Origin of the sequence: Pseudomonas syringae group sp. J248-6, from assembly GCF_032586995.1 — a bacterium.
In the GTDB taxonomy this organism is placed as follows: domain Bacteria; phylum Pseudomonadota; class Gammaproteobacteria; order Pseudomonadales; family Pseudomonadaceae; genus Aquipseudomonas; species Aquipseudomonas amygdali.
Window position 1 is genome coordinate 86,806 of record NZ_JAWHOP010000017.1, and the last position, 24,666, is coordinate 111,471.

Annotated in this window: 19 protein-coding genes; 15 read left to right on the top strand and 4 right to left on the bottom strand. The window is 60.3% G+C overall.

All coding sequences use genetic code 11. The features are described from left to right. The first annotated feature begins 1 nt into the window (after position 1). Positions 2-487 carry a hypothetical protein gene (locus tag RYC17_RS20200; protein ID WP_122281928.1) on the top strand — a complete coding sequence of 162 codons (486 nt, stop codon included), beginning with the start codon at positions 2-4 and terminating at the stop codon, positions 485-487. 92 nt (positions 488-579) lie between these two features. Next, positions 580-5,376, top strand: a complete 4,797-nt coding sequence (locus RYC17_RS20205) for an RHS repeat-associated core domain-containing protein (protein WP_316904234.1) — start codon at positions 580-582, stop codon at positions 5,374-5,376. Positions 5,377-5,461: 85 nt separating this feature from the next. Here the strand turns inward: RYC17_RS20205 and RYC17_RS20210 are convergent, their stop codons facing one another. Continuing rightward, positions 5,462-5,725, bottom strand: a complete 264-nt coding sequence (locus tag RYC17_RS20210; protein WP_122281930.1) for a helix-turn-helix domain-containing protein — start codon at positions 5,723-5,725, stop codon at positions 5,462-5,464. A 242-nt stretch (positions 5,726-5,967) separates the two neighbouring features. Here RYC17_RS20210 and kdpF point away from each other — a divergent pair, with 242 nt between their 5' ends. The 12 genes from kdpF (at position 5,968) to RYC17_RS20270 (ending at position 20,233) form a co-directional block, all read left to right on the top strand. Then, positions 5,968-6,063: a K(+)-transporting ATPase subunit F gene (kdpF, locus tag RYC17_RS20215; RefSeq protein WP_003406089.1), complete on the top strand. Its 96-nt coding sequence runs from the start codon at positions 5,968-5,970 to the stop codon at positions 6,061-6,063. A gap of 2 nt (positions 6,064-6,065) precedes the next feature. Beyond that, positions 6,066-7,760, top strand: coding sequence for a potassium-transporting ATPase subunit KdpA (kdpA, locus tag RYC17_RS20220; protein WP_057403322.1), 1,695 nt, complete (start codon positions 6,066-6,068; stop codon positions 7,758-7,760). Between the two features lie 10 nt (positions 7,761-7,770). Next, the gene (gene kdpB / locus RYC17_RS20225; protein WP_122258739.1) at positions 7,771-9,849 is read left to right on the top strand and encodes a potassium-transporting ATPase subunit KdpB; all 2,079 of its coding nucleotides are present in this window, start codon (positions 7,771-7,773) and stop codon (positions 9,847-9,849) included. A 54-nt stretch (positions 9,850-9,903) separates the two neighbouring features. Next, positions 9,904-10,476, top strand: a complete 573-nt coding sequence (gene kdpC / locus RYC17_RS20230) for a potassium-transporting ATPase subunit KdpC (RefSeq protein ID WP_122258740.1) — start codon at positions 9,904-9,906, stop codon at positions 10,474-10,476. Positions 10,477-10,541: 65 nt separating this feature from the next. Continuing rightward, on the top strand, positions 10,542-13,205 hold the full coding sequence (locus RYC17_RS20235; RefSeq protein WP_316904235.1) for a sensor histidine kinase KdpD: 2,664 nt from the start codon (positions 10,542-10,544) through the stop codon (positions 13,203-13,205). Then, the gene (locus RYC17_RS20240; RefSeq protein ID WP_316904236.1) at positions 13,202-13,894 is read left to right on the top strand and encodes a response regulator; all 693 of its coding nucleotides are present in this window, start codon (positions 13,202-13,204) and stop codon (positions 13,892-13,894) included. Before RYC17_RS20235 ends, RYC17_RS20240 begins: the two co-directional genes overlap by 4 nt. A 96-nt stretch (positions 13,895-13,990) precedes the next feature. Continuing rightward, the gene (locus RYC17_RS20245; protein ID WP_002552999.1) at positions 13,991-14,269 is read left to right on the top strand and encodes a hypothetical protein; all 279 of its coding nucleotides are present in this window, start codon (positions 13,991-13,993) and stop codon (positions 14,267-14,269) included. 382 nt (positions 14,270-14,651) lie between these two features. Further along, a complete protein-coding gene (locus tag RYC17_RS20250; protein ID WP_002553000.1) occupies positions 14,652-15,569 on the top strand; it encodes an AAA family ATPase in 918 nt (305 codons plus the stop codon). Further along, positions 15,539-16,522, top strand: a complete 984-nt coding sequence (locus RYC17_RS20255; protein ID WP_316904238.1) for a DUF58 domain-containing protein — start codon at positions 15,539-15,541, stop codon at positions 16,520-16,522. The genes RYC17_RS20250 and RYC17_RS20255 overlap by 31 nt, the downstream gene beginning before the upstream one ends. Continuing rightward, positions 16,519-18,528 (top strand): DUF3488 and transglutaminase-like domain-containing protein, encoded by a 2,010-nt coding sequence (locus tag RYC17_RS20260; RefSeq protein WP_316904240.1) that lies wholly within the window; start codon positions 16,519-16,521, stop codon positions 18,526-18,528. The genes RYC17_RS20255 and RYC17_RS20260 overlap by 4 nt, the downstream gene beginning before the upstream one ends. A gap of 24 nt (positions 18,529-18,552) precedes the next feature. After that, positions 18,553-19,314: a CHAD domain-containing protein gene (locus RYC17_RS20265; protein ID WP_316904241.1), complete on the top strand. Its 762-nt coding sequence runs from the start codon at positions 18,553-18,555 to the stop codon at positions 19,312-19,314. Between the two features lie 121 nt (positions 19,315-19,435). Then, positions 19,436-20,233, top strand: a complete 798-nt coding sequence (locus tag RYC17_RS20270; protein WP_016981043.1) for an acyl-CoA thioesterase — start codon at positions 19,436-19,438, stop codon at positions 20,231-20,233. Between the two features lie 13 nt (positions 20,234-20,246). Here the strand turns inward: RYC17_RS20270 and RYC17_RS20275 are convergent, their stop codons facing one another. From RYC17_RS20275 to RYC17_RS20285, 3 genes are all read right to left on the bottom strand, one after another. Further along, positions 20,247-20,489 carry a hypothetical protein gene (locus RYC17_RS20275; RefSeq protein ID WP_058408832.1) on the bottom strand — a complete coding sequence of 81 codons (243 nt, stop codon included), beginning with the start codon at positions 20,487-20,489 and terminating at the stop codon, positions 20,247-20,249. 124 nt (positions 20,490-20,613) lie between these two features. Then, positions 20,614-22,089, bottom strand: a complete 1,476-nt coding sequence (locus RYC17_RS20280) for a methyl-accepting chemotaxis protein (protein ID WP_058408831.1) — start codon at positions 22,087-22,089, stop codon at positions 20,614-20,616. A gap of 84 nt (positions 22,090-22,173) precedes the next feature. Next, on the bottom strand, positions 22,174-23,010 hold the full coding sequence (locus RYC17_RS20285; RefSeq protein WP_316887266.1) for a TatD family hydrolase: 837 nt from the start codon (positions 23,008-23,010) through the stop codon (positions 22,174-22,176). A 181-nt stretch (positions 23,011-23,191) separates the two neighbouring features. Here RYC17_RS20285 and RYC17_RS20290 point away from each other — a divergent pair, with 181 nt between their 5' ends. Then, a complete protein-coding gene (locus tag RYC17_RS20290; RefSeq protein ID WP_058408829.1) occupies positions 23,192-24,613 on the top strand; it encodes a transglycosylase SLT domain-containing protein in 1,422 nt (473 codons plus the stop codon). Positions 24,614-24,666: the final 53 nt, after the last annotated feature.

Genomic DNA, 24,666 nt, shown 5'->3' on the forward strand with positions numbered 1-24,666 from the left:
TATGAATGCGCTAAGTAAAACCTTTGCCTGTGTAGTGCTTGCGGGTTTGACAGGCTGTACGCTCGTTCCGTCCCACAGCCCGGTGCCAAAGCCCCCGGCACAGGCGGTTCGACTGATCATGCTCGCAGCAAACGCTGATGGCGGAGGCAAGAACTGCAACTTTCCCGCCAAGGACGAAACGGTTTATCTCAACAACAAAGATCATGATTGCACGAACGATGAGATGAGTTTTATCAAGCTGGATAATGTGCGCTCAGCCATGAAGATATACCTGGAATCCAGAGATTGTAATGATTCGGGAGGCTGGGTATTTGGGCTCGAGACTTATATCGACCCCCTTACAACACCCTGGATATCCATCGACCAGCTCAGAAGCAAGCCGGTCGGCACCATGATCAGTCGCGGCGTTGTTGTGATCAGGGAGTATGACGGCGGTGAAAACATAAAAGGCAAGTTGTCCTGCGTCCGTGTCGATGTATCGAGTTAGTCGTTAGTACAACTGAACTTGTCAGGCCTGCTTAACCGTCGCCCCCGTGGGCGGCGGTTATCTTAATACATAACGTTCGAGGTTCATGTAACATGACAGCATCGACTTCCGTACACTCCAACGCGTTCAACTTCCTCAGTTATGTACAGAGCGGCGTTGACCCCCGCACCGGGCAATACACGGTGGCGATCACCCTGCCCGATGTCAAAACCAACGGGTTGCGTGGCCCAGGCATGCCACTGGCACTCAACTATAATCCTCTCAACCGTCAGGACAGCGGCTTTGGTCTTGGCTGGAACCTGCAATTGTCGCAGTACGATCCGGGTAAGCAGATCGTATCGCTGAGCAGCGGCGAGACATTCAAGGTCGATGGCACCGGCGACGGCCAGATGCTGATGTCGGAAAAGAAAATCGACAGCTTCCACTTGTACAAGGAGGGCGATAACAACTACCGGGTGATGCACAAGTCCGGTCTGGTGGAGCACCTCGAAATGCGCGGCAGCGGGATCAACAGAGTTGCGCTGCCGGTGCGCGTATTTGCCCCTGAAGGTCACAGTATCACGCTGGATTACGCTTCTTTCGGCGGGCATCAAATGCTCAGCGAAATCAAGGATGACTCGGATCAGATCCTGCTCGGCATCAGCCGCGACGCAACGTCGGTGAAGCTGCGCTTGACCACTGGCGATGGCCCGGATGCGACATTCGTGATGGTGCTGGGTGCAACGGATCACCGTGTCAACCGTATAGAATTGCCGACCGACAATGCTGCCTCCTGGCGTTTTGTATACAACACGATCCGTGAACATTTATGCATGACGGCGGTGGAAACACCCGCTGGCGGCCGGGAAGAGATCTTTTATACCGACAGCGGCCATCAGTTTCCTGCGAGGGCGAAACGCGCGCCTCTCCCCAGAGTCACGCGCCATCGCACGACGCCCGGCGCGGGGCAGGCGCAAATGGATGTTTATTACACTTACAAGGACAGCTTACGGCGCGAGCGCAATTTTCTGGGCGCAGGGCTGGATATCGCCTGGGAAGACAATGGTCTGGACAATCTGTATCTGTACCGCGGGGCGGAGCTGTACGAGTATTCGTCGACCGAAACATTGTGTGTCGAGGTCGCGGGCAAGGCTGATGCCGAGCGCAGCATCGAACGAACCTTCAACCAGTTTCACCTGCTCACTCGAGAAACCACGCGCAAGAACCTTACCGTCATGCAGGTGGACACTCGTTACTACATCGAGCCGGGAGAACCCTTTGAGGCTCAGCTTGCCTACTGTCAGCTGCCCAAAGAGGTCCAGACCACCTGGCGGCTGTCGTCAGACGGCAGTGTGCCGCGCAGTGAGACTGTCAGCAGCACGTATGACAAGCACGGTAATCTGCTCACTCAGACTCAGGCCAACGGTGTGGTCGAGGCCAGTGAATGGTATCTGGCCGACGGCGAGGACGGATGCCCGAAGGACCCTGAAGGCTTCGTCCGCTGGATGAAAAGCAGCAAGGTCACCCCGTCGGTATCCGGCTACGGCAAGGCGCCGGTCCTGATCACCCGCTATCGCTACCTTGCGTTGCCAGCAGTGGGTGGCGGCCAGCTACAGAAATGGCTTGCACCGCAAAGCGAGACGTTACTGATGCAGGCCCCTGACGGTGAGCAGGAACAGCAACGCACGACCTACGAATACTTCGATGAGCCGAACAATGCAGTCCTGCACGGTCGGCTCAAATTGCAGCAAGTGATCATGGGCGGGAAGGTGACCAGCACAGCGTACGCCTACAGCATTCCTGTGCGCCTCCCCAGGAACACCACTGAAAGTGCTCCCGAGAACACTCCCGAAAGCTTCCCTGAGAGCAGCCGTTATGCCGCGACAGTGATGCAAACCGTACAGACCGTCACCGGCTTCGATGGCGCGAAGAAGGTCATTACGCTGGAGGATTCTCTGCTCGATGGCGAACCCTTGCTCAGTCGCGACGACAACAACGTGGAAATTCGTTATGTCTACGACAGCCTGCGACGTGTGCTGAGTGAAACCGTGGCGCCAAATGATGAAACCTACAACGCGACCAGAAGTTACGAGTATCAGCTATGTGCCAGGGCGACTGATCAGGCCATGCAGACGCTCATCGACGTCAAAGGGGTAAAAACCTGCAGCTACTTCGATGGCCTCAACCGAGTCGTCTGTGAGGAACGGGATGACGCAGATAATCCTGCGCGCGCCGACAAGCCTCGCCAGACCTACGCGGCTGTTTACGATGCGTGGGGGCTTATGGTCAGTGAGACCGAGTTTGACTGGTTGGGCCAGCAGGATCTGGCGCTCAAGAGCGTCTTCGAATACGACGATTGGGGCAAGCAGCGCTGCGTCACCGGGCCGGATGGCGTCAAGACGTTCGAAGAGACCGACCCTATTGGTACGGCACAATCGCAGGGCCCGATTCAACGTAGCTGGATCGAAGGCAACGGTGGCGGTAAAAGCGAGTTCACCGAGACCTGGATGAACCTGTTCGAACAGCCCACCCGCAGCGAGCGAAAGGATCAGGCTGAAAACTCGGTCAGTCTGAGCCAGTACCATTACGACGGCCTTGGCCGCCGTGTCGAGGAAATTATCGGGGAAGCGGGCGGCGAGCGGCGCACCACCTCTGTTTACGACGTCTTTGATCGGGTGATCGAGTCCACATTGCCAAGCAGGGCCATCGTGCGTCGCAGCTATGCTGGCTACAGCAGCGAAAACTTGCCCGTCAGTATCGGCATCGAGCACAACGGCGAAAGCATTGTGTTGGGAGAGCAGGAGTTCGATGGGCTGGATCGTCTGGTCAGCTCTATCACCGGGGGGCGTAAACGTACGCTTGTTTACGACCCCGGTCTGCTGCAACCCAAATCGATAACCCTGCCCAGCAAGCGGAAAATCGACTACGAATACAAGCCCCAGGTGGGCGATGAGCCGTGGCGCAGGGTGCAGTCCGAAGCTGTGCCTGAACCTGAAACCACCTGCGAAGTTGATCCGCTGAAAGAGTCCGGGCCTGTCCGGACTGCGGAGCCGGGTGTGGCTGCCGATTACAGTTACGATAAGCAGAATGCTCGTCTGCTTCATTCCTCGGAGCAGGGCGAGATACTGGATCGCGAATATTACAGCACCGGCTCGCTGAAAAGCGAGAAGCGCACCTCGGCAGGCAAGACCTACGACATGTTCTACAGCTACAGCCGATTGGGCCTGCTGCTGTCTTACACCGACGTATTGGGACAGGAGCAGGTCAATCGCTATGACAGCTGCGGTCGTCTTTACGAAACCTCGCTGGGTGAGGTCTATTCAACGTTCGACTACGACACTGTCTTTGGTCGCCTCGCAAAAATCACCACCACCGACAAGACCGACGGCAGCCGCGAGAGAACCGTCGCGATCAGCCTTGAATATGATGATCTGGGTCGGGAAGTAAAGCGTACGTTTGACCTCGATGGAGTCGAGCAACAGATGGTTCAGGTCTACGATGATGTGGATGACATGGTCCAGCGTACCCTGCGCCAGGGCACGGAAACACTCCGTGACGAAACCTACCGTTACGATACGTCCGGTCGCCTGGGTCAATACCAATGCACGGGAACTCAGCGGCCAGTGGACCCCTATGGCAGGACCCTCCGCGCGCAGATTTTCATTTTCGATGGCGCGAACAACCTGACGCTCGTCACGACTCGCTTCAATGACGGCAGCGACGACAGCAACAATGACGATACCAACAATGCCAGGTATTTTTACGAAGCTGACGACCCGGTGCAGTTGAGCCGGGTGACGAACACTAACGATAAATACTACCCGTCTGAAATCAAACTTGAGTACGACCTGGACGGCAACCTCAAAACCGACGAAGCCGGACGCACGCTCAAATACGACCCCCTCGGCCGCCTGATCGAAGTAGGCACGCCCTCGGCCGGCATTCATTACCAGTATGACCCCCAGGACCAACTGACCGGGGAGACCCGTGGCGACGACAGGGACCTGCGCTTCTATAGCGACGCAGGGCTGGCCAATCAACTTGGCAGCCATGCCCAGAGCACCTTCATGCGTGGCGACGACTACCTGCTGGCCGAACAGCAGAGTGATCACACGCTGCTGCTTGCCACCGACGGCAGCGATAGCGTGCTGGGCGAGGTAGGTGGCGACGGGGTCAACCGGAGGAGGTATACGGCCTACGGCCACGCCAGCAGTGAAGACCCCCCACTTGGCAAACTGGGGTTCAACGGCGAACTGGCCGAGGCGGATAGCGGCTGGCAGATGCTGGGGAATGGTTATCGGGCCTACAGCCCGGTGTTGATGCGCTTCAACAGTCCCGATAGTTGGAGTCCGTTTGGCGAGGGTGGGGTGAATGGGTATGCGTATGTCGAGGGGGACCCGGTGAACAGGGTGGATCCGACGGGGCACTTTAGGTTATTTACCCCATTCAAGCTGTTGTACCGAGCCTTAAAGCAGACTCCTACTCTGACCACAAAATCTCCAAGCGTCGAAAAAATTCCTGCGCTACTTACCACTCGTGGGAGTAAAAACGTAACAAAGTTATCGAGAATCAAGCTAACAGACTGGGATAGCTTGAATGAAGTGGTTGATAGTTATCCCAAGCGCATTGCAGATGCCCGTAACAACTTCATGCCGAAGTTGGCGGATTCTCTTGCGCTCAAACAGGTTAACGGTCGAAAATCATTAAACTACATGGTTGAAAATTTCGAAGGGCCCGGAATTACTGCTCATGCGCGCCGTACGATTGCAAAAGAATTATCACTTGCCAGAAAAGAGCTTAAAAAAATTCCCACTGTAGAGAACATAAGGCGTCCAAATCCGGCTCCTGGAAAAGTAGGATTGGACCGGTACCTGCCTGGAAAACCTAAGGATAGATATAGCTTCGACTAAGACTAATAAATATGAGTGCTGATCCGCAATCCAAGTGCACAACGCAGGGGGTTACCTCCTGTGGGGTGCACCGGTTTTAAATACTTCACTCCACCAAAATAACCCCCTGCCTGATCGCCATCACCAGCGCCGCCTTCAATGACGTCACCCCGAACTTGCGGCGGATATTGCTGGTATGAAAGTGCACGGTCGCTTCCGTGCACCCTTGAATACGGGATATCTCCCACGCGGATTTGCCGATCGCCACCCATTCCAGGACTTGTCGTTCCTTGACAGTCAACTGGACAGTGGCGGTTGTGGTGTTGGAGGGCGGCGTGGTGCCGGGTGGTTTTCCGTTGTCGCGAAGCATGGTGAAGTCCTTTTCCTGAAGATCGCCGCACCACGATACCCCCGCCACCCCCAACGCGAACCTGACATAAATGACAGCGCTGGAGGTCCGCGAAGGCCTTGCGCCGTCAAGGCTGTAGCGCTTTTTTACAGCTTCTTTACGCCCCGACCGGCCTGTCGATCTCGCGCCTTTACACCCTGCCTGCGGACAATCTCCCCACGCGGCCTGTGCCGTACCGGTGTTGCCTGATGGGGGAAATTTCAATGAGCGTTATGGATGGTATCTCGCTGCTGATGGGAGTCGGGCTGTTCATCTATCTGCTGGTGGCGCTGTTGCGCGCCGATCAGAGTCAGGAGTGATCATGCACAGTTACGATTATCTGTTGATCCTGGCCTTTCTGGTCCTGCTGCTGGCACCCGCGCCTTGGTTGGGGCGTTTCTATTATCGGGTCATGGAAGGCGAGCGCACCTGGCTGAGCCCGGTGCTGGGGCCGGTCGAGCGGGCCTGCTACCGGATCTCCGGCATCGACCCGAAAACCGAGCAATCCTGGCAGCAATACATGTGGGCCTTGCTGGCGTTCAACCTGGCAGGCTTTGTCGTGCTGTTCGCGATGCTGATGCTGCAAGGCGTGCTGCCGCTCAACCCGCAGCAGTTGCCGGGCATGGAGTGGTCGCTGGCCTTCAACACGGCGATGAGCTTTATCACCAACACCAACTGGCAGGCCTACAGCGGCGAAGCGTCGCTCAGCTACCTCAGCCAGATGGTCGGCCTGACCGTGCAGAACTTCGTCAGCGCCGCCACCGGTCTCGCCGTGCTGGTCGCGCTATGTCGCGGTATCAGTCGTCGCTCGTCGCAGAGCCTGGGTAACTTCTGGGCCGACATGACCCGCGCCACGCTCTATGGGCTGTTGCCGATCAGTATCGTGCTGGCCGTGTTTCTGGTCTGGCAGGGCGTGCCGCAGAACTTCGGCCATTACATTGATGCGCTGACCCTGCAAGGCGCGGATCAAAGCCTGCCGATGGGTCCTGCGGCCAGCCAGATATCGATCAAGCAGCTGGGCACCAACGGTGGTGGCTTCTTCGGCGTCAATTCGGCGCACCCGTTCGAGAACCCGACGGCGTGGAGCAACCTGTTCGAACTGGTGTCGATCCTGCTGATCCCGGCAGCGCTGGTGTTCACCTTTGGCCACTACGTCAAGGACATGCGCCAGAGCCGCGCGATTCTTGGCTGCATGCTGGCGCTGCTGTTGATCGGCGGCGCGGTCTCGCTGTGGGCCGAGTACCAGCCCAACCCGGCACTGAACATCGCCGGTGTCGAGCAGACCGCACCGCTGGAAGGCAAGGAAACCCGCTTCGGCACCACCGGCACGGTGCTGTGGTCAGTCGCTACCACTGCGGCCTCCAACGGTTCGGTCAACGGTATGCACGACAGCCTCAACCCTCTGACCGGCATGGTTGCGCTGGTCAACATGATGGTCGGTGAAGTGATTTTCGGCGGCGTGGGTGTGGGCCTCAACGGCATGCTGCTGAACGTACTGATTGCGGTATTTCTCTCCGGCCTGATGATTGGCCGCACGCCGGAATACCTCGGCAAGAAGCTGCAAGCGCAGGAAGTCCGGCTGCTGGTCGCCACCTTGCTGGTGATGCCGGTCGGCGTGCTGGTGCTGGGCGCGATTGCTGCCAGCCTGCCTGGCCCGGCCGGTGCGGTCAGCAACCCCGGCCCGCATGGTTTCAGCCAGTTGCTGTACGCCTACACCTCGGCCACGGCCAACAACGGCTCGGCGTTCGGCGGTTTCAGTGCCAACACCGTGTTCCACAACCTGATGCTCAGCCTGGCGATCTTCATTGGCCGCTTTGGTTACATCCTGCCGGTGCTGGCACTGGCTGGCAGCCTGGCCATGAAGAAAACCGCACCACAGGGTCAGAACAGCTTCCCGACCCACGGCCTGCTGTTTGTCACTCTGCTGACCGTCACCATTTTGCTGGTGGGTGGTTTGACCTTCCTGCCGACCCTGGCACTGGGGCCGATTGCCGAACACCTGAGCCTGGGTTTCTGAGGAACCGATCATGAGCACTACTGATTTTTCAAGACGTGATGCTGTAAAAGCTGCCGAGCCTCAGGCCGCCAGCGAGACAGCCAAGACCGGCATCGCTGCCCTGTGGCGTCCGGCGCTGGTGCAGGCGTTCGTCAAGCTCGACCCGCGCCAGCTCAAGCGTTCGCCGGTGATGCTGGTGGTGGAACTGACTGCCATTCTGACCACCGTGCTGTGCGTGATCCCCAACCCGCAGGTGCCCACTTCAGTCTGCGTGCAGATCGCCCTGTGGCTGTGGTTCACCGTGTTGTTCGCCAACTTCGCCGAAGCGCTGGCCGAAGGTCGTGGCAAGGCCCGCGCCGACAGCCTCAAGGCCGGCAGCGAAGGGCTCAAGGCGCGCATTCGCGATGAGAACGGCAGCCTGCGCATCATCAATGCCAGCGAGTTGCGCAAGGGCGATGTGGTGCGCGTCGAGATCGGCGAAATGATTCCCGGTGACGGCGAAGTCATCGAGGGCATCGCGGCGGTCAACGAGGCGGCGATTACCGGCGAATCCGCGCCAGTGATTCGCGAATCCGGTGGTGACCGCTCGGCCGTGACCGGCAACACCCGGCTGGTGTCCGACTGGCTGCTGATACGCATCAGCACCAACCCCGGCGAATCGACGCTGGACCGCATGATTGCACTGGTGGAAGGTGCCAAGCGGCAGAAGACCCCTAACGAAGTCGCGCTGGATATTCTGCTGATCGGCCTGACCCTGATCTTTCTGCTGGTGGTCATCACCTTGCAGCCGTTCGCCCACTTTGCCGGGGGTAGCCTGCCGCTGGTGTTTCTGGTGGCACTCCTGGTCACCCTGATCCCGACCACCATTGGCGGCCTGCTGTCGGCCATCGGCATTGCCGGCATGGACCGGCTGGTGCGCCTCAACGTGATCGCCAAGTCCGGTCGCGCCGTGGAAGCTGCGGGCGATGTGCATGTGCTGTTGCTGGACAAGACCGGCACCATCACCTTCGGCAATCGCCGCTGCGCTGCCGTTTACGCAGCACCCGGCGTGACCCCGAAGGAACTGGGCGAGGGTGCTTTGCTGGCGTCGCTGGCCGACGATACGGCGGAAGGCAAATCCATCGTCGAGTTCCTGCGCAACCTGCACCCGATGAACGAGCCCACCCTGAGTTCGGTAACCGCTGTACCGTTCAGCGCTGATACACGTCTGTCCGGTGTGGATTATCAGGGCCATGTGTACCGCAAGGGCGCGGTGGATTCGCTGCTGGCTTTCATCAACATGCAGCGTAGCGACCTGCCGCCTGCCTTGGCGCGGGAAGTCGACAAGATTGCCAAGACCGGCGGCACGCCGCTGCTGGTCTGCGCCAACGGTCGTTTGTTGGGTGCGATTCATCTCAAGGACGTGGTCAAGCCGGGTATTCGCGAGCGCTTCGAGGAGCTGCGCAAGCTGGGGATTCGCACGGTGATGGTGACTGGCGACAACCCATTGACTGCTGCAGCCATTGCCGCTGAAGCGGGTGTCGATGATGTGCTGGCCGAAGCCACGCCAGAGAAAAAGCTGGAGCGAATTCGTCAGGAGCAGGGCGAAGGCCGACTGGTGGCGATGTGCGGCGACGGTGCCAACGATGCGCCCGCACTGGCGCAGGCGGATGTCGGTATGGCGATGAACGATGGCACCCAGGCCGCGCGTGAAGCGGCCAACATGGTTGACCTCGACAGCGACCCTACCAAGTTGCTGGACGTGGTGCAGATCGGCAAGGAATTGCTGGTCACACGCGGTGCGCTGACGACGTTTTCGATTGCCAATGACGTGGCCAAGTACTTCGCCGTGCTGCCTGCGCTGTTTGCCTCGATTTATCCGCAACTGGGCGTGCTCAACGTCATGCAACTGGCCAGCCCGCAAAGTGCGATTGTCTCGGCCATCGTCTTCAACGCGCTGATCATCGTTGTGCTCATCCCGCTGGCCCTGCGTGGCGTGCGGGTTCAGGCCGCCAGCGCGGCGCATCTGTTGCGTCGCAACCTGCTGATCTATGGCCTGGGCGGCATCGTTGTACCGTTTCTCGGCATCAAGCTGATCGACATGCTGCTGGTCGCACTCGGCCTTGTTTGAAGCCTGTGCTGCACGCCGGTCGGCGTGCAGCCTCACCTGATTGAGGATGTGCAGATGTCCAATGTATTGCGTCCGGCCTTGAGCCTGATCGTGTTGATGAGCCTGATCACCGGCGTGGCCTATCCACTGGTGGTCACCGGGGTTGCGCAAGTGGCGTTTCCGGCGCAGGCCAATGGCAGCCTGGTATACGACGCGGCGGGCAAGGTGCGCGGCTCGGCACTCATCGCCCAGTCGTTTACCGGTGATGGGTGGTTTCAGTCGCGTCCTTCGGCAGGCGCGTTTGCGACGGTAGCCAGTGGCGCGAGCAACTTTGCGCCGAGCAACCCGGCACTGGTGGCACGCGTGAAAGAGGACGTTGCGAAACTGGCCAATGCCTCGCAGGAACCGGTGCCACTTGCCTTGCTGACCACGTCCGGCAGCGGTCTGGACCCGCATCTCTCGCCTGAAGCGGTTGCCTGGCAGGCCGGTCGCGTTGCTGCGGCGCGCCAGTTGCCGTTGGACAAAGTACAGGCGCTGATCGACGCCAATACTCAGCGTCCGCTGATCGGCCCTCCCGTGGTCAACGTATTGGCCTTGAATATGAGCCTGAATCAGTTACCGTCTGCACCGCGCAACGCGCAGTTGTAACAAAGTGCGCCGTGTTCGCAGCAGATTCACTAAGCTGTAGATGATTAGAGAGGGTGGTAACCAAGGTGAGTGATTCCGGTCGAGCTGATGCACTGCTGGCCCAGCTGCCCCGCGAAGGGCGCGGGCGGCTGAAGGTTTTTCTCGGCGCCGCGCCGGGCGTGGGCAAAACCTACGCCATGCTTCAGGCGGCCCATGCGCAGTTGCGTCAGGGCGTCAGAGTCGTGGCGGGCGTGGTGGAAACCCACGGCCGTGCGGAAACCGAAGCGCTGCTCAATGGCGTGCCGCAACAGCCCTTGCTGCGCACCGAATACCGCGGCATGACCCTCGAAGAAATGGACCTTGATGCCTTGCTCAAGGCGGCACCGGCATTGTTGCTGGTCGACGAACTGGCGCACACCAATGCGCCCGGCAGTCGGCATACCAAGCGTTGGCAGGACATTCAGGAACTGCTCGCTGCCGGCATCGATGTCTACACCACGGTCAACGTCCAGCATCTGGAAAGCCTTAATGATCAGGTGCGCGGTATCACCGGGGTGCAGGTGCGCGAAACGCTGCCGGACTGGGTGTTGCAGGAAGCTTTCGACCTGGTGCTGATCGACCTGCCGCCGCGCGAACTGCTGGAGCGCCTGCGCGACGGCAAGGTGTACGTGCCGGAGCAGGCGCGCGCGGCCATCGACGCCTTCTTCACGCAAACCAATCTCACTGCGCTGCGCGAAATGGCCATGCAGACCGCTGCGGCGCAGGTCGATAACGATCTGGCGCAGGGCTACCGACAATTGGGCCAGTCGGCTCCGGCAATTCGTGGGCGGATGCTGGTGGGCATCGACGGTGATGCCCATGCCGAGCGCCTGGTGCGTCACGCCAGTCGGGTTGCTCAGCGTCGCCACCTGCCGTGGAGCGCCGTGCATGTGGACGACGGGCAAACCCTCGACGAGCAGTCCCGCGCGCGTCTGCAAAGCGCCCAACAACTGGCCGAGCGGCTCGGTGGCGAGGCGGTTTCGCTGCGCGCCGGGGAGGTCGCCCGAACGCTGGTGCAGCATGCCATCGAACGGCGCGCCAGCGTGGTGCTGGTCGGCCAGTCGCGACGGCATTGGCGGCGTCGCGTGTTTGGTGGCGGCGTCGCGGCACGCTTATTGCGCGAAGGGCACGGGCTGGAAATCTCGGTGCTCGACGACAGCGAGGAACTGCCTGATCAGCCGCCGCGTGCCCGTCCGGCTCACGAAGTGGTGTGGTTCGATTACGGTCTGGCCTTCGTCGCCACGCTGATCGCCAGTCTGGTCGCCTGGGGTGTGTCGGGCGTGCTGGCGCTGCCCAACATTTCCCTGATCTTTCTCGCGGCGGTGTTACTGGTTGCGGTGCGCAGCAGCATGGGACCGGCGCTGGCGTGTGCCGGGCTGTCATTTCTGGCCTATGACTTTCTGTTCATTCCACCGAGTTTTTCCCTGAACATCCAGCGCGAAGAAGACGTGCTGACGCTGCTGTTCTTCCTGCTGATGTCGGCCCTGACCGGCAAGCTTGCGGCGCGCCAGCGCAGGCAGTTGCAGGCGTTGCGTGATACTCAGGAACAGACCAGCGAACTGCTCGACCTGTCGCGCAAGATGACCGCCGCCACGGATCGAAAAGCAGTACTCAATGCCGCCGAACAGCATTTTTCCGGCTGGAAGGAATTGTATCTGTGCCTGGTTGATCGTGACGGTCAGGGCGGTTTGGTTGTTGAGACTGGTGGGCCGCTGACCTTCTCGGAAGCCGAACGTGCCGCCGCCGACTGGGCCTGGCAGCACGATCAACCGGCTGGCAGCGGCACCGGCACGCTACCGTCCGGGCGCTGGTGGTGGTGGCCGATTACCGCGGAAGAAGGGCCATTGGCCCTGCTGGGTGTCAGTGCGCGGGAAGGCCAGTCGTTCACCGCGCAACACCGGCGTCTGCTGGCGGCGCTGACCCAGCCGCTGGCGCAGGCGCTGGCTCGCGCACAACTGGCGCAAGAGCTTGAAGCCGCGCGCCTGCATGGGGAAACCGAGCAATTGCGCAGCGCCTTGCTGGCCTCTGTGTCCCACGACCTGCGTACGCCACTGACCTCCATGCGCGGCAGCATCGACAGCCTGCTGGCGCTGGGCGAAGCCATCCCGCTGGAGGATCGCCGCGAGCTGCTGGAAGGTACACGCGACGAAGCCGAACGTCTGGATCGCTATATCCAGAACCTGCTGGACATGACGCGCCTGGGACATGGCGCGCTGAAACTTGCACGAGACTGGGTGTCGCCTGCCGATATCGTCGGCAGTGCGCTCAACCGGCTGCGCGCCGTGCTGGCACCCTTGCAGGTCAGCACCCAGGTGACCGGCGAGCTGCCATTGCTGTACGTGCATGCGGCGCTGATCGAGCAGGCGCTGGTCAATGTGCTGGAAAATGCTGCACGCTTTTCACCTGTCGACGGGCGCTTGCAGGTGGCGGCGGGTGTGGTCGACAGTGAGCTGTTCTTCTCGGTCAGTGACGAAGGGCCGGGCATTCCCGAGGATGAACGGGCGAAGATTTTCGACATGTTCTATACCGCAGCCCGCGGTGATCGGGGCGGGCAGGGCACGGGCCTGGGGCTGGCGATCTGTCAGGGCATGATTGGCGCTCATGGTGGACGTCTCAGCGTCGAGGAAGGCATTGACGGGCAGGGTACGCGCATCACCTTGTTCCTGCCGTTGCAGGCGCAGCCCGATGTGGAAATGGAGGAGTCAGCTTGAGCCAGGCGGCAACCATTCTGGTCATCGATGACGAGCCGCAGATTCGCAAATTTTTGCGCATCAGTCTGGTGTCGCAGGGCTACAAGGTGCTCGAAGCGGCCACCGGCGGGGATGGCCTGACCCAGGCGGCATTGAACAAGCCGGATTTGCTGGTGCTTGATCTTGGCCTGCCGGACATGGACGGTCAGCAAGTGCTCAGCGAGTTTCGCGAGTGGTCAGCGGTGCCGGTACTGGTGCTTTCGGTACGCGCCAGCGAAGCACAGAAAGTCCAGGCGCTGGACGCCGGAGCCAACGACTACGTGACCAAACCGTTCGGCATTCAGGAGTTTCTGGCCAGAATCAGGGCGCTGCTCAGGCAGGTTTCCGGTAGCGACAAGCCGGAGTCGGCCCTTCAATTCGGTCCGCTGACCGTCGACCTGGCCTATCGCCGGGTGCTGCTCGACGGTCACGAAGTGGCGCTGACACGCAAGGAATATGCGGTGCTGGCGCAGTTGGCACGCCACCCTGGGCGGGTCATTACCCAGCAGCAGTTGCTCAAGGATATCTGGGGGCCTACCCACACCGATGACAGCCACTACCTGCGCATTGTGGTCGGGCATTTGCGTCAGAAACTGGCAGACGATCCGACCGCCCCGAGGTTCATCCTCACCGAGCCTGGAATAGGGTATCGTCTGCTGACCGACCACTAGATGAAAAAAGCGACCATACCCCCGTGGTACGGCACTTTTACTGCATCGAATCGTCAAAGCCGCACACTCCATATTCACTCCTGAGGTAACACCCCCATGAAAGCCTTTATCTGTCTGCCATTGCTTGTCTTGGTTCTTGCAGGTTGCGCTGGCAAGACCGGGTATCGAGACAGCTGCGCCACCCAGATAGACGCTGCCTGGCACGAGCTTGATCTGGCCAAGGCCGAAGGCTTCGCCGGCACCGTCAGTTACTCCAAGGCCCTGTCGCTGCTGACCGGTGCCAAGACCCAGCAACAGTTCGAAGCATTTGAAGGCTGCACCGAAAAAGCCGAAAAAGCCCGCTTCTACATCCGCGAGTCCCGCGCTGGCCGCTGATAGCTGACGATACACAGCTCCTGTGGGAGAGCGCTTGCTCGCGATGCAGTGCTTCAGGCGCAGAGCTCTCGGGGCTGTACCGGCCTCCTCGCGAGCAAGCTCGCTCCCACAGAGTTTGCGGTTTGCATAGCGACGAGCGCGGAGCGTCGCACGATAGTTGAGATTATCGTTCCGCACGCTCCAGCGTCGGAATGCCTTGCGTGACGCTCCGCGTCACAACTCTGCGCTGCGCCGCAGTCTCACGAGCGGACGCAGAGCTTCCAGCATCACATCAAATCCCTACCGACTCTAGCGAAACGGCCTACGCTCATCTTAAAGTGTTCGGACACTAGCATCGCTTGCAGTCCCACAGTCATTAAGCAGTTGCCGGAAGGGGCTTTCGATGGGTAGAAAACTCGATGCATGCCTGAGCGCCATCAATGAAGTGGTACTGGGCAAGGAAGTGCAGGTGCGGCTGGCAATGACCTGCCTGATCGGCGGCGGGCATTTGCTGATCGAAGATTTACCGGGGATGGGCAAGACCACGCTCAGCCATGCGCTGGCGAAAATTCTGGGCCTCAGTTATCAGCGCATTCAGTTCACGTCCGACCTGCTGCCGGGTGACATCCTGGGCACCTCGGTATTTGATCGGGACAGCGGGCAGTTCACCTTTCATCCGGGGCCGATCTTCGCCGAACTGGTGCTGGCCGACGAAATCAACCGCGCCACCCCCAAGAGCCAGAGCGCGTTGCTGGAAGCCATGGAAGAAGGGCAGGTCTCCATTGAGGGCGCGACACGTCTGTTGCCCGATCCATTCTTCGTGATTGCGACTCAGAACCCGTTCAGTTCCGGTGGCACCTTTGCCTTGCCCGAGTCTCAGCTGGACAGGTTCCTGATGCGCATCTCCATGGGCTATCCGGCGAGAGCGGCGGAGAAAGCGTTGCTGCTTGGCGAGTCACGCCGCGAACTTTTACCGCGCCTGCAGCCGATTCTGGACCACGCCATGCTTGGCCAGTTGCAAGCGCATGCGCGGCAGTTGCGGGCCAGCGATGCACTGGTCGACTATGTGCTGCGACTGGTCGAGGCAACCCGCAGCCAGCCGCAATTCGCCTATGGACTGTCGCCCAGGGCGAGCCTGGCGATTCTGGCCGCAGCGCGGGCCTGGGCGATGTTGCTGGGGCGTGATTACGTCATTCCCGAGGATGTGCAGGCGGTATTGCCGTCGGTGGTCGGCCATCGGCTGCGCGAGCGCAGCGACCCGACCGGGCATGGCGGTGGGGCGCTGGTGCAGTGGTTATTGCGCGAGGTGCCGGTGCTTTGATCGAGCCGCTCAAACCGTTTTGGCAACGCTGGCTGGCAAGACGAATTCCTCCGGCGTCACGCATCACGCTCGACCATCGGCGTATTTTCATCATGCCGACGCGCACCGGCATGACCTTTGCGGTCGTGATCGTGCTCATGCTGCTGGTGGCGATCAATTATCAGAACAGTCTGGCCTACGGGCTGACCTTTCTGCTGTTGTCGGTCGGCGTGTTGGCCATCCTGCACACGTATCGCAACCTCAGCGGCCTGATTCTCAGTGCGGGTGTGGCGCGTTCAGTGTTTGTCGGCGAACCGGTGCAATTGCGCATGCGTCTGGAAAGTGCCAGCCAGGCCCACCACGCCTTGGGCGTGGGTTGGACTGCGACAGCTCTGCAATCCGGCGATGTACTGCCTCGCGGGCTGACCGATGTGGAACTGAGCCTGCCTGCCGAAAAGCGCGGCTGGCTGCATGCGCCAAGGCTGCGGGTCGAGAGTGTGTTTCCGCTGGGCATTTTCCGCGCCTGGAGCTGGCTGGATCTGGAGCAGAGCGCCTTGATCTATCCGCGGCCACTGTCGGGTGCCATGCCGCTGCTAAAAGGCGTGCAGCCCCACGCCGAGGACGACGGTCAGGCCACTCAGGGTGCCGGTGTCGATGATTATCAGGGGCTGCGCAGCTACCAGCCGGGCGATAACCTCAGTCGTCTGCACTGGAAAGCCTATTCCCGAGGTCAGGGGTTGCTGGTCAAGGACTTCACTGATTTGAGCGGCCACGATCTGTGCCTGGACTTCATGGCGCTGGGCGGCGATATCGAGGAGCGTTTGTCGCGCCTGTGTTATTGGGTACTGGAGCTGTCCCAGCGTCGTCAGCCGTTTGCCTTGCGCCTGCCAGGTTTTCTGTCCACGGTCGACAGCGGTGATGCGCACCGTGAAGCCTGCCTGCGCGCTTTGGCGCTTTATGGTCATCGATCATGAGTGACAAGAATAAGGCGCTCGCAGCCGCACCCATTCCGCGTGTCAGCCTTACCTGGCTGCTATTGGCGCAGGCATTGGTCGTGTTGCCGTTCGCGCTGCACGTGCCGGTATCGATCACGCTTCTGTGGCTGGGCTGCACATGCTGGCGGGTTCAGGTGTTCCGGATGCGCGCGCGGCTGCCCGGCACCTGGATCAAGTCAGGGTTGCTGGTGGGCACCGCCGGTGGCGTGTATCTGGCGCGTGGCAGTCTGGTCGGGCTGGATGCCGGAGCAGCGTTACTGGTGGCGGCATTCGTTCTGAAAATGCTGGAAATGAACAACCACCGCGACGCACGGGTGCTGATCTTTCTCGGTTTCTTTTGCGTGGCGGTCGGCTATCTGTTTGAAGACAACCTGCTGTGGGCGCTTTTCAGCCTGCTGCCGGTCGGCGCGCTGCTGGCCGCGTTGATTGGTCTGCAGCACGCGGATCTGGCTGGCAGGTCAATCGACACGCTCAAGCTGGCGTTCAAGCTGATGGCGCAGGCTGTGCCGTTGATGCTTGTGCTGTTTCTGTTTTTCCCACGTCTGGACCCGCTTTGGTCGTTGCCGCAACCGAGCAACAAGGGCGTCACTGGGCTGTCCGACAACATGGCACCGGGCGACATGGCCGAGCTGAGCAAGTCGCCGGCACTGGTATTTCGGGCCAGTTTTGAGGGACCGATACCGGCGCGCAATCAGTTGTACTGGCGCGGTCTGACCCTTGAGCAGTTCGATGGGCGGCGCTGGTCACAGTCGGCACGTGCCCAGACCGTGCAGATCCCACAGTGGGAAAAGCGCGGCGATCCACTGGCCTACAGCATTGTGATTGAAGCCAGCGGTCGGCCTTGGTTGCCGAGCCTCGACGTGGCCGAAACCACGTTGCCGGACGTTCGGCAGATGAGCGACTTCCGTCTGCAACGCCGACGTCCCGTCGAGCAATCGCTGTTATATACCGTCAATTCCTGGCCGCTGAGCATTCGCGACCCGCAATCCAGCGAGCAGGTCCAGCGCCAGAACCTGCAATTGCCCGCCAAGGGTAATGATCAGGCCCGGCAGTGGGCGGCTGAGCTGCGCCGTCGCTACACTACGGCGGATGCAATGGTTGCCGCGATGCTCGGTTATTTCAGCGACCAGCCGTTTCACTACACCCTCAAGCCGACACTGTTGGGCAACGACAGCATTGATGAGTTTCTGTTTGCCAGTCGTCAGGGTTTTTGCGCCCACTACGCCGGTGCAATGACTTTTGTGCTGCGCGCTGCGGGTATTCCGGCGCGGGTCGTGGCCGGGTATCAAGGCGGCGAACTGAACCCCGACGCGCACTACCTGACCGTGCGCCAGTTCGACGCGCATGCGTGGGTCGAATACTGGCAGCCGGGTATCGGCTGGCGCAGTGTCGACCCGACCGCAGCAGTTGCACCGCAGCGTATCGAACAGGGCTTGGAGCAGGCGTTGGCGGCAGACGAAGCCTTTCTGCAGGACTCGCCCTATTCAGCGTTACGCTATCGCAATGTGCCTTGGGTCAACGCCATACGCCTGAGCTGGGATAACCTCAACTATGGCTGGCAGCGCTGGGTGCTGGGCTATCAGGGACAACAGCAGTTACAAATTCTCGGCCGTTGGTTTTCAGGGTTTCAGGCACCGGTTTTCGTCCTGGGGACCTTGCTTTCACTGGGCTTGATTGCATTATGGCTGTTCAAACCGTGGCAGCGCGAAAGCGACTCGCAACTGCGGGTGTTCAACGCATTTGAACGCTTGCTCGCCCGTCATGGTCTGCGTCGTATGCCGGGTGAAGGCGCTGACGCATTCTGCCGCAGAGCGGTGCTGTATTTTCCACAGCATGCCGAGGCCATCGAAGCTTTCATCCGCGAATTTCAGGCGCAGCGCTATGCCGGGCGGCTTGCTTCGGCCAGCCGCTTGAGGCATGCATTGAGCACGTTGCGTCGTCGTCTGCCATGGAGGTTGTCAGCCGTCAGGGACAGGCATTCATGAATGAGTGTTTCGAAGGGGAATTGCATGTCTTCAATGGTGGATCATCTGGTGGCCGAGGTGTTGGCGCTGGATGTCAAATTGCTTGCGTGCCAGGCACGCCTTGCAGTTTCGACGGACAGCGAAGCGCTGCATGATTTGCGTACCACCGTGCGTCGTCTGCGTAGCGTACTGCGGCCCCTGCGGGAAAACCCGGCTGCCGCAGAACTGGAAGAGGCCGCAAAAGCGGTAGGGCAACTGACCACGCCTTTGCGTGACATGCAGGTACTCGCCGCGTTTCTCGAAGAGCAGGGCCTGAACGAGGCCGCTTTCAAGCGCAACCAGTACTTGGGAAATGCCTGCCCCAGGGTTGCGACGTCGCCTGAACTGAGCCGTTTGCTCAAGCTGATAGATCTATTCCCGGAGCTGCTGCGTTTGCAACAGCGTCAGGGAATGTTGCGCGGCCTGCGCAAGACCATCGAAAAGCGTATGGACAAACAATGGAACAAGCTACGTGTGGCCATCGCCGAGCCTGGGCATGATCGGCATGACCTGCGCCTGTTGATCAAACGCGTGCGTTACGCCGCCGAAGCGTACCCGGAACTCAGCCACCAGCCGAAAAACATGCAGGCCCGGCTCAAGGCCGCACAAGGCGAGCTGGGCGACTGGCATGATCATTTGCAATGGCTGGCGCAGGCTGCCGAGCAGCCGGATCTGGCGCCGTGCATTGCGGGTTGGCAGATCGGCATCGTGCGTGCCGAGCGCAAGGCCGAGGCGTCGCTCAAGCGGCTGGCCAAGGCCTGTTTCTAAGGCAGTGGCTTTTTTATGAAATAGGTCATTCAGGCCGCAATAATGGCCAATATGCGGCATGTCGTTGACTAAGAGGATGGTTATCATCCATCCACTTGTGTGTCGACTTGCTGGAGTAAGCATGACCTTTTCCGAATTGATCGATGCGGTGCGTCGCGACCCGCGTGCTGTCACGATCCCTGCCGAATGGTCCCAAGGGCGAGCCTGCTTCGGCGGGTTGATGGCGGCGCTGACCTATGAAGCGATGCGTGCCGAGGTGCCGGAAGGGCGCCCGGTTCGCTCGCTGGCGATTACCTTTGTCGGGCCGGCCGAGCCGGGCGTGCCGATTGCCTTTGACGTTGAAATTCTGCGTCACGGCAAGGCTGTCAGTCAGGTGTCGGGGCGCGCCATGCAGAACGGTCAGGTGATGACCCTGATACAAGGCAGCTTCGGCGCACCTCGTGAGTCGATGATTGCGGTTGCAGCAGAGGCCGCGCCAGTGCTCAAGCCGGTAGAACAATGCCCGGAGCTGCCTTTTGCCAAGGGCGTGATGCCCGACTACTTGCGTTTCATGGACATTCGCTGGGCACTGGGCGGCATGCCGTTCAGCAATACACCGTCACCGGCAATTGGTGGTCATGTGCGTTTTCGTGATGAGGCGCATGCCAGCCCCATGAGCGAGGCCCATATTCTGGCGCTGGTCGACACCTGGCCGCCTGCGGTATTGCCGCACCTCAACAAGCCTGCACCGGGCAGTTCGCTGACCTGGACCATCGAATTCGTCCAGCCACAGCCGGTGCTCGATACGCTGCAATGGTGCAGTTATCGCGCAGTCATCGAACATGCCCGGGATGGCTACGGTCACACCGCAGCAGCGTTGTGGAGCCCCGACGGCGAACTGATCGCAATCAGCCGCCAGACGGTGACAGTGTTTGGCTGACTGACAAGGCAGGTCAATATTTCCGGGCGGAGCGGGCGGCGTCCTTGCGCTGAAAACCCAGCGCAGCCAGCAGCCCGATCACGCCGATGGCGATCGATGGCAGGCTCTCGGAGAACAGACCGTTGAGTATCAGCAGGGTCGCCAGAATGAAGAGGGGTACGGCAATCAGGTACATGGCCAGGCTGGCCGAGTGCTCCTGATTGTCGTTGCTGTCACGCCATTGATTGAGCTGCAGATCGGAAAGTGGCTTGTTCATGCGGCGGTCCTCTTAAGGTTGGCGCTTGTTCAGGACAACGCGTAAAGCGCCGTTCAATGCCTGAAGCATAGGCCCGCCTGCCGATCGCTGACGATTCAAGCGTGTCTATCGCCGCGATAGCCTGTTACAACTTGAGCTGGCCGATCGCAGCATTCAGCTCGCCCGCCAGCGTGGCGAGTTCGTCACTGGTGCTGGCCGAGTCCACGGTCTGCACCACCGTGCGTTCGGTGACATCGCGGATACTCACCACCGCACGGTTCATTTCCTCGGCCACTTGACTTTGCTGCTGCGCGGCGACGGCAATCTGCGTATTGCTTTCGCGCATCTGTGCCACGGCACCGGCAATGGCCGCCAGCGCTTCGCCCGCTTCCTTGGCCTGCTGCACGCATTCGTCGGCCTTGTACGAGCTTTCCTGCATGAAATCCACCGCATCGCGGGTGCCGCTTTGCAGGGTCGAAACCATCGTGGTGATTTCATCGGTCGAGGTCTGCACCCGTTTGGCCAGGTTGCGCACTTCGTCGGCGACCACGGCAAAGCCGCGACCCATTTCCCCGGCGCGTGCGGCTTCGATGGCGGCATTCAGGGCCAGCAGGTTGGTCTGTTCGGCAATGCTGTGGATCACGTTGACCACGCCGTTGATCTTCTGGCTGTCCTGGGCCATGCGCTGGATCATTTCGGCAGTCTGTTGCACGCCGCTGGAGAGCCCGGCGATGGATACTTGCACGCGGTCGACCACGACCTTGCCGCTGCCCGCCAACGCGTCGGCGGTCTGCGACTGGTCGCGTGTGGCCGTGGCGTGTTGGGCAATGTGATGGACCGTGGCGGTCATCTCGTTGATTGCCGTGGCCACCTGATCGGTTTCGCTTTGCTGGCCGAGCATGCCCTGGCGTACATCTTTCATGCCCGCAGCCAGATGCGCTGCACCCTGATCGAGGCGGCCAGCGGTTTGCGAAACCGTATTGACCACCCGCTGATACCCGGCCTGCATGGCATTGAACGCCTTGGCCATCTGCCCGACCTCATCGTCACTGCGGTTAGGCACGCGGGCCGCCAGATCGCCGCTTTTTTCGACGTGCAGCATCACATCCTTGAGCGCGTTGAGCTGGCTGAGGAGAAAACGAATCAGCAGTTGCGAGGCGCAGAGCATCAACAGCATCAGCACGAAAACGGCGGCTGCGTAATGGCTGAAGCGATCCTGAAATACTTGCAGAAAGGTTGGAGCAAAGGCCAGCACCGCGATCTGCTGGCCAGTGCTGCGGGTGACGATCTGCGCGCCGCTCAACAGTCTGTCGCTGGCTGGTTTGTTCAGCGCAACCCAGTCGCGGGCGTCGACCAGCTCTGGCAGCGCGAGGGTATTGAAGGCCGGTGTCTGACCTTTGCTGTAAGCCAGCAACGTATCACTGGCGGGCAGCACTGCGTCGGCAGGCCACGCGGCCAGCAAGCGAGCCTGAGCTTGCGCTGCCTGACGTGACGTATCTGCTCGTGCCTGCTGCTCTGCTTGCATGGCGTAAAGCACCAGCAGCAGGGTTGTGACGAAAGCGACCGCGTTAACGGCCCAGAATTTATATTTCAGTGACAGGTTGCCAAGCCATGAGCCCATGAGCGGTCTTCTTTGATGGTCGTGTGAGGTAGCAGCAAGATGCCATCACGATGCCTCAGCCATCAAAGAGACCCTTGATGCGGGTCAAGGAAGCTGCAGATTTTCGCCGGTTATCTGTTCCAGGGTGGGTAAATCGAAAAACTCACGCGCGCAGGCCGTGCTGTGACGGGCGAGATCTTCCTGGCTTTCGCCCCGGTGCAAAGCCACTTCGCGCAAGACTTCCGGCAGGTAAGCAGGTTCGTTACGGCCATTTTTCGGCTTGGGGCGCAGGCTGCGTGGCAGAAGATAAGGCGCGTCGCTTTCCAGCATCAGCCGGCCGCGAGGGATATTGCCCACCAGCGGGTGCAGGTGCGTGCCGCGTCGCTCATCGCAGATCCAGCCTGTTATGCCAATGTGCAGGTCAAGATCCAGATAACTGAACAGCGCGGCGCGTTCGCCAGTAAAGCAGTGCACCACCGCAGCCGGCAGACGGTCGCGGTAGTCGCGCAGAATCTCCAGCAGGCGCTGGTTGGCGTCACGTTCGTGCAGGAACACCGGCAATTGCAGTTCCACCGCCATGCCCAGGTGCGCTTCAAGAACCTTTTCCTGCTGCGGGCGAGGCGAGAAGTCGCGATTGAAATCCAGGCCGCATTCACCCACGGCGCGAACGCGATTTTCCTTGAGCAGGGCATGCAACTGTTTCTCGGTGTCACCGGTCCAATCGCTCGCCGAGTGCGGGTGGATGCCTGCCGTGCAGAACAGGCGTTGCGCGCTTTCATCCAGCTCGTGACACAGCTGCAAGGCGTGTTCGCTGCCCTCGACGCTGGTGCCGGTCACCACCAGTTGCTCGACGCCTGCGGCATAGGCGCGATCGAGTACCGCCTGTCGTTGCGAGGCGAAGCTTGCGTTGGTCAGATTGACGCCGATGTCGATGAGTTGCATGGTGCTACCTCCAGCTGAAGGCTGTCGAGCATACCAGAGCTCTGGCCACAATAAGAAAACGCTGGGTATTCAAGCGATTGAGCCGGATGGTTCAACGATTTCCTTCGCTGTTCGATGCTGCTGCGTGACCTCAAGATTTCCTTTTTCCTGTTTTTTTTCCGGCGTTGCCCTGGGGAAGTGAATGATCCGATCCGCGCTTGTGTCTTTTATGTGTCTGTTGGCGCTGCTGCCGCTGCAGGTTTCTGCTCGTCAGACCGGCCCACAGGCCGTGCAGCACAAAGCGCAGGTGCGCGATCTGCCTGCCATTCGCAGCAGCAAGGTGCTGCGCGTGCTGGTCAATCAAAGCCGCAACAGCTCCGGTGACGTCAAGGGCCAGGAAATCGGCATCGAATATCATCGCCTGCAAGCCTTCGAACAGTACCTCAACAGCCATTCGCGCGGCGCTCAGAAGGTCACGCTCAAAGTCATACCCAAGGCCAAGAACCAGCTACTGACCGCGTTGCAGCGCGGCGAAGGCGATATGATCGCGCCTGGCGAACTGCTTGATGTCAGCGAAGCCAAAGGTGTTCAGGCCAGCGCGCCGATCATTCATGACGTGCCTCTGGTGCTGGTCGGCGCGCGTGGCCAGCGCAACGTAAGGCGTGTGGAGCAACTGTCGGGACATACACTGAGCCTGCCCACCGGCAGCGCGGCCGACGAGGCCCTCCATCAGGTCAATCGGCAACTGGAGCTGCGCAAGCTGCCGCTGGCCAAGATCGAATGGGTAGACCCAAGTCTTGCAGTCGAAGATGTGCTGGAGATGGTCCAGGCCGGTATTTACCCGATGACACTGGTCGAGCAGCCTATTGCCGAGCGTTGGGCGAAGATCATGCCCAAACTGCGTATCGAGCGCGGCCTGACCTTGCAGACCCACGGCGACATCAGCTGGTTTGTACGCGACAACGCAACCCAGCTGCGGGCCAGTGTCGATGATTTCCTCAAAGGCTATAAACCTTCGGCTCAGCAGGATCAGGTGCTCGCCAAGGCTTACAAAAACACCTACAAGGTCAACAACCCGCTGGTACGCAACAACCTGCAACGTCTTGAGCAACTGCGTCCGATGCTGCAACGCCATGCCGATGCGCAGGGTATGGACTGGCTGGACCTGGCGGCCCTGGCGTTCAAGGAGTCGAAGCTCGACCCGGCGGCCAAGGGCAGTGGCGGCGCGACAGGGCTGTTGCAGATCACTCCGTCGGCGGCAAAAAGCGTCGGAGTGCCGAGCATTCAGAGCGCTGACGACAATATCCGTGCAGGTTCGCGTTACATGGCGCTTATCCAGCGCAAGTATTTCTCCAGCAGCCGAGTCAACGAGCGCGAGCGCATGGCGTTCGTAATGGCGGCCTACAACCTGGGGCCGGAGCGTGTGCAAGGCATGCGCGAGGAAGCGCGGCGGCGCGGGCTCAATCCAGATCAGTGGTTTTTCCAGACCGAGCGCGTGGCAATGGAGCAGGGCGGTGCCAACGTCGTCGCGTTCGTCAACAGCGTGAACAAGTATTACCTGGCATTTGATCGCGAGCGAGACTCGCTGGAAAAGAGTGGACCGAAAACTGCCGTAAAGCGCTAATCATCGATTTATTGGATTGTTATGTGCCGTTATTTGCGGTTTTCACATAAGTA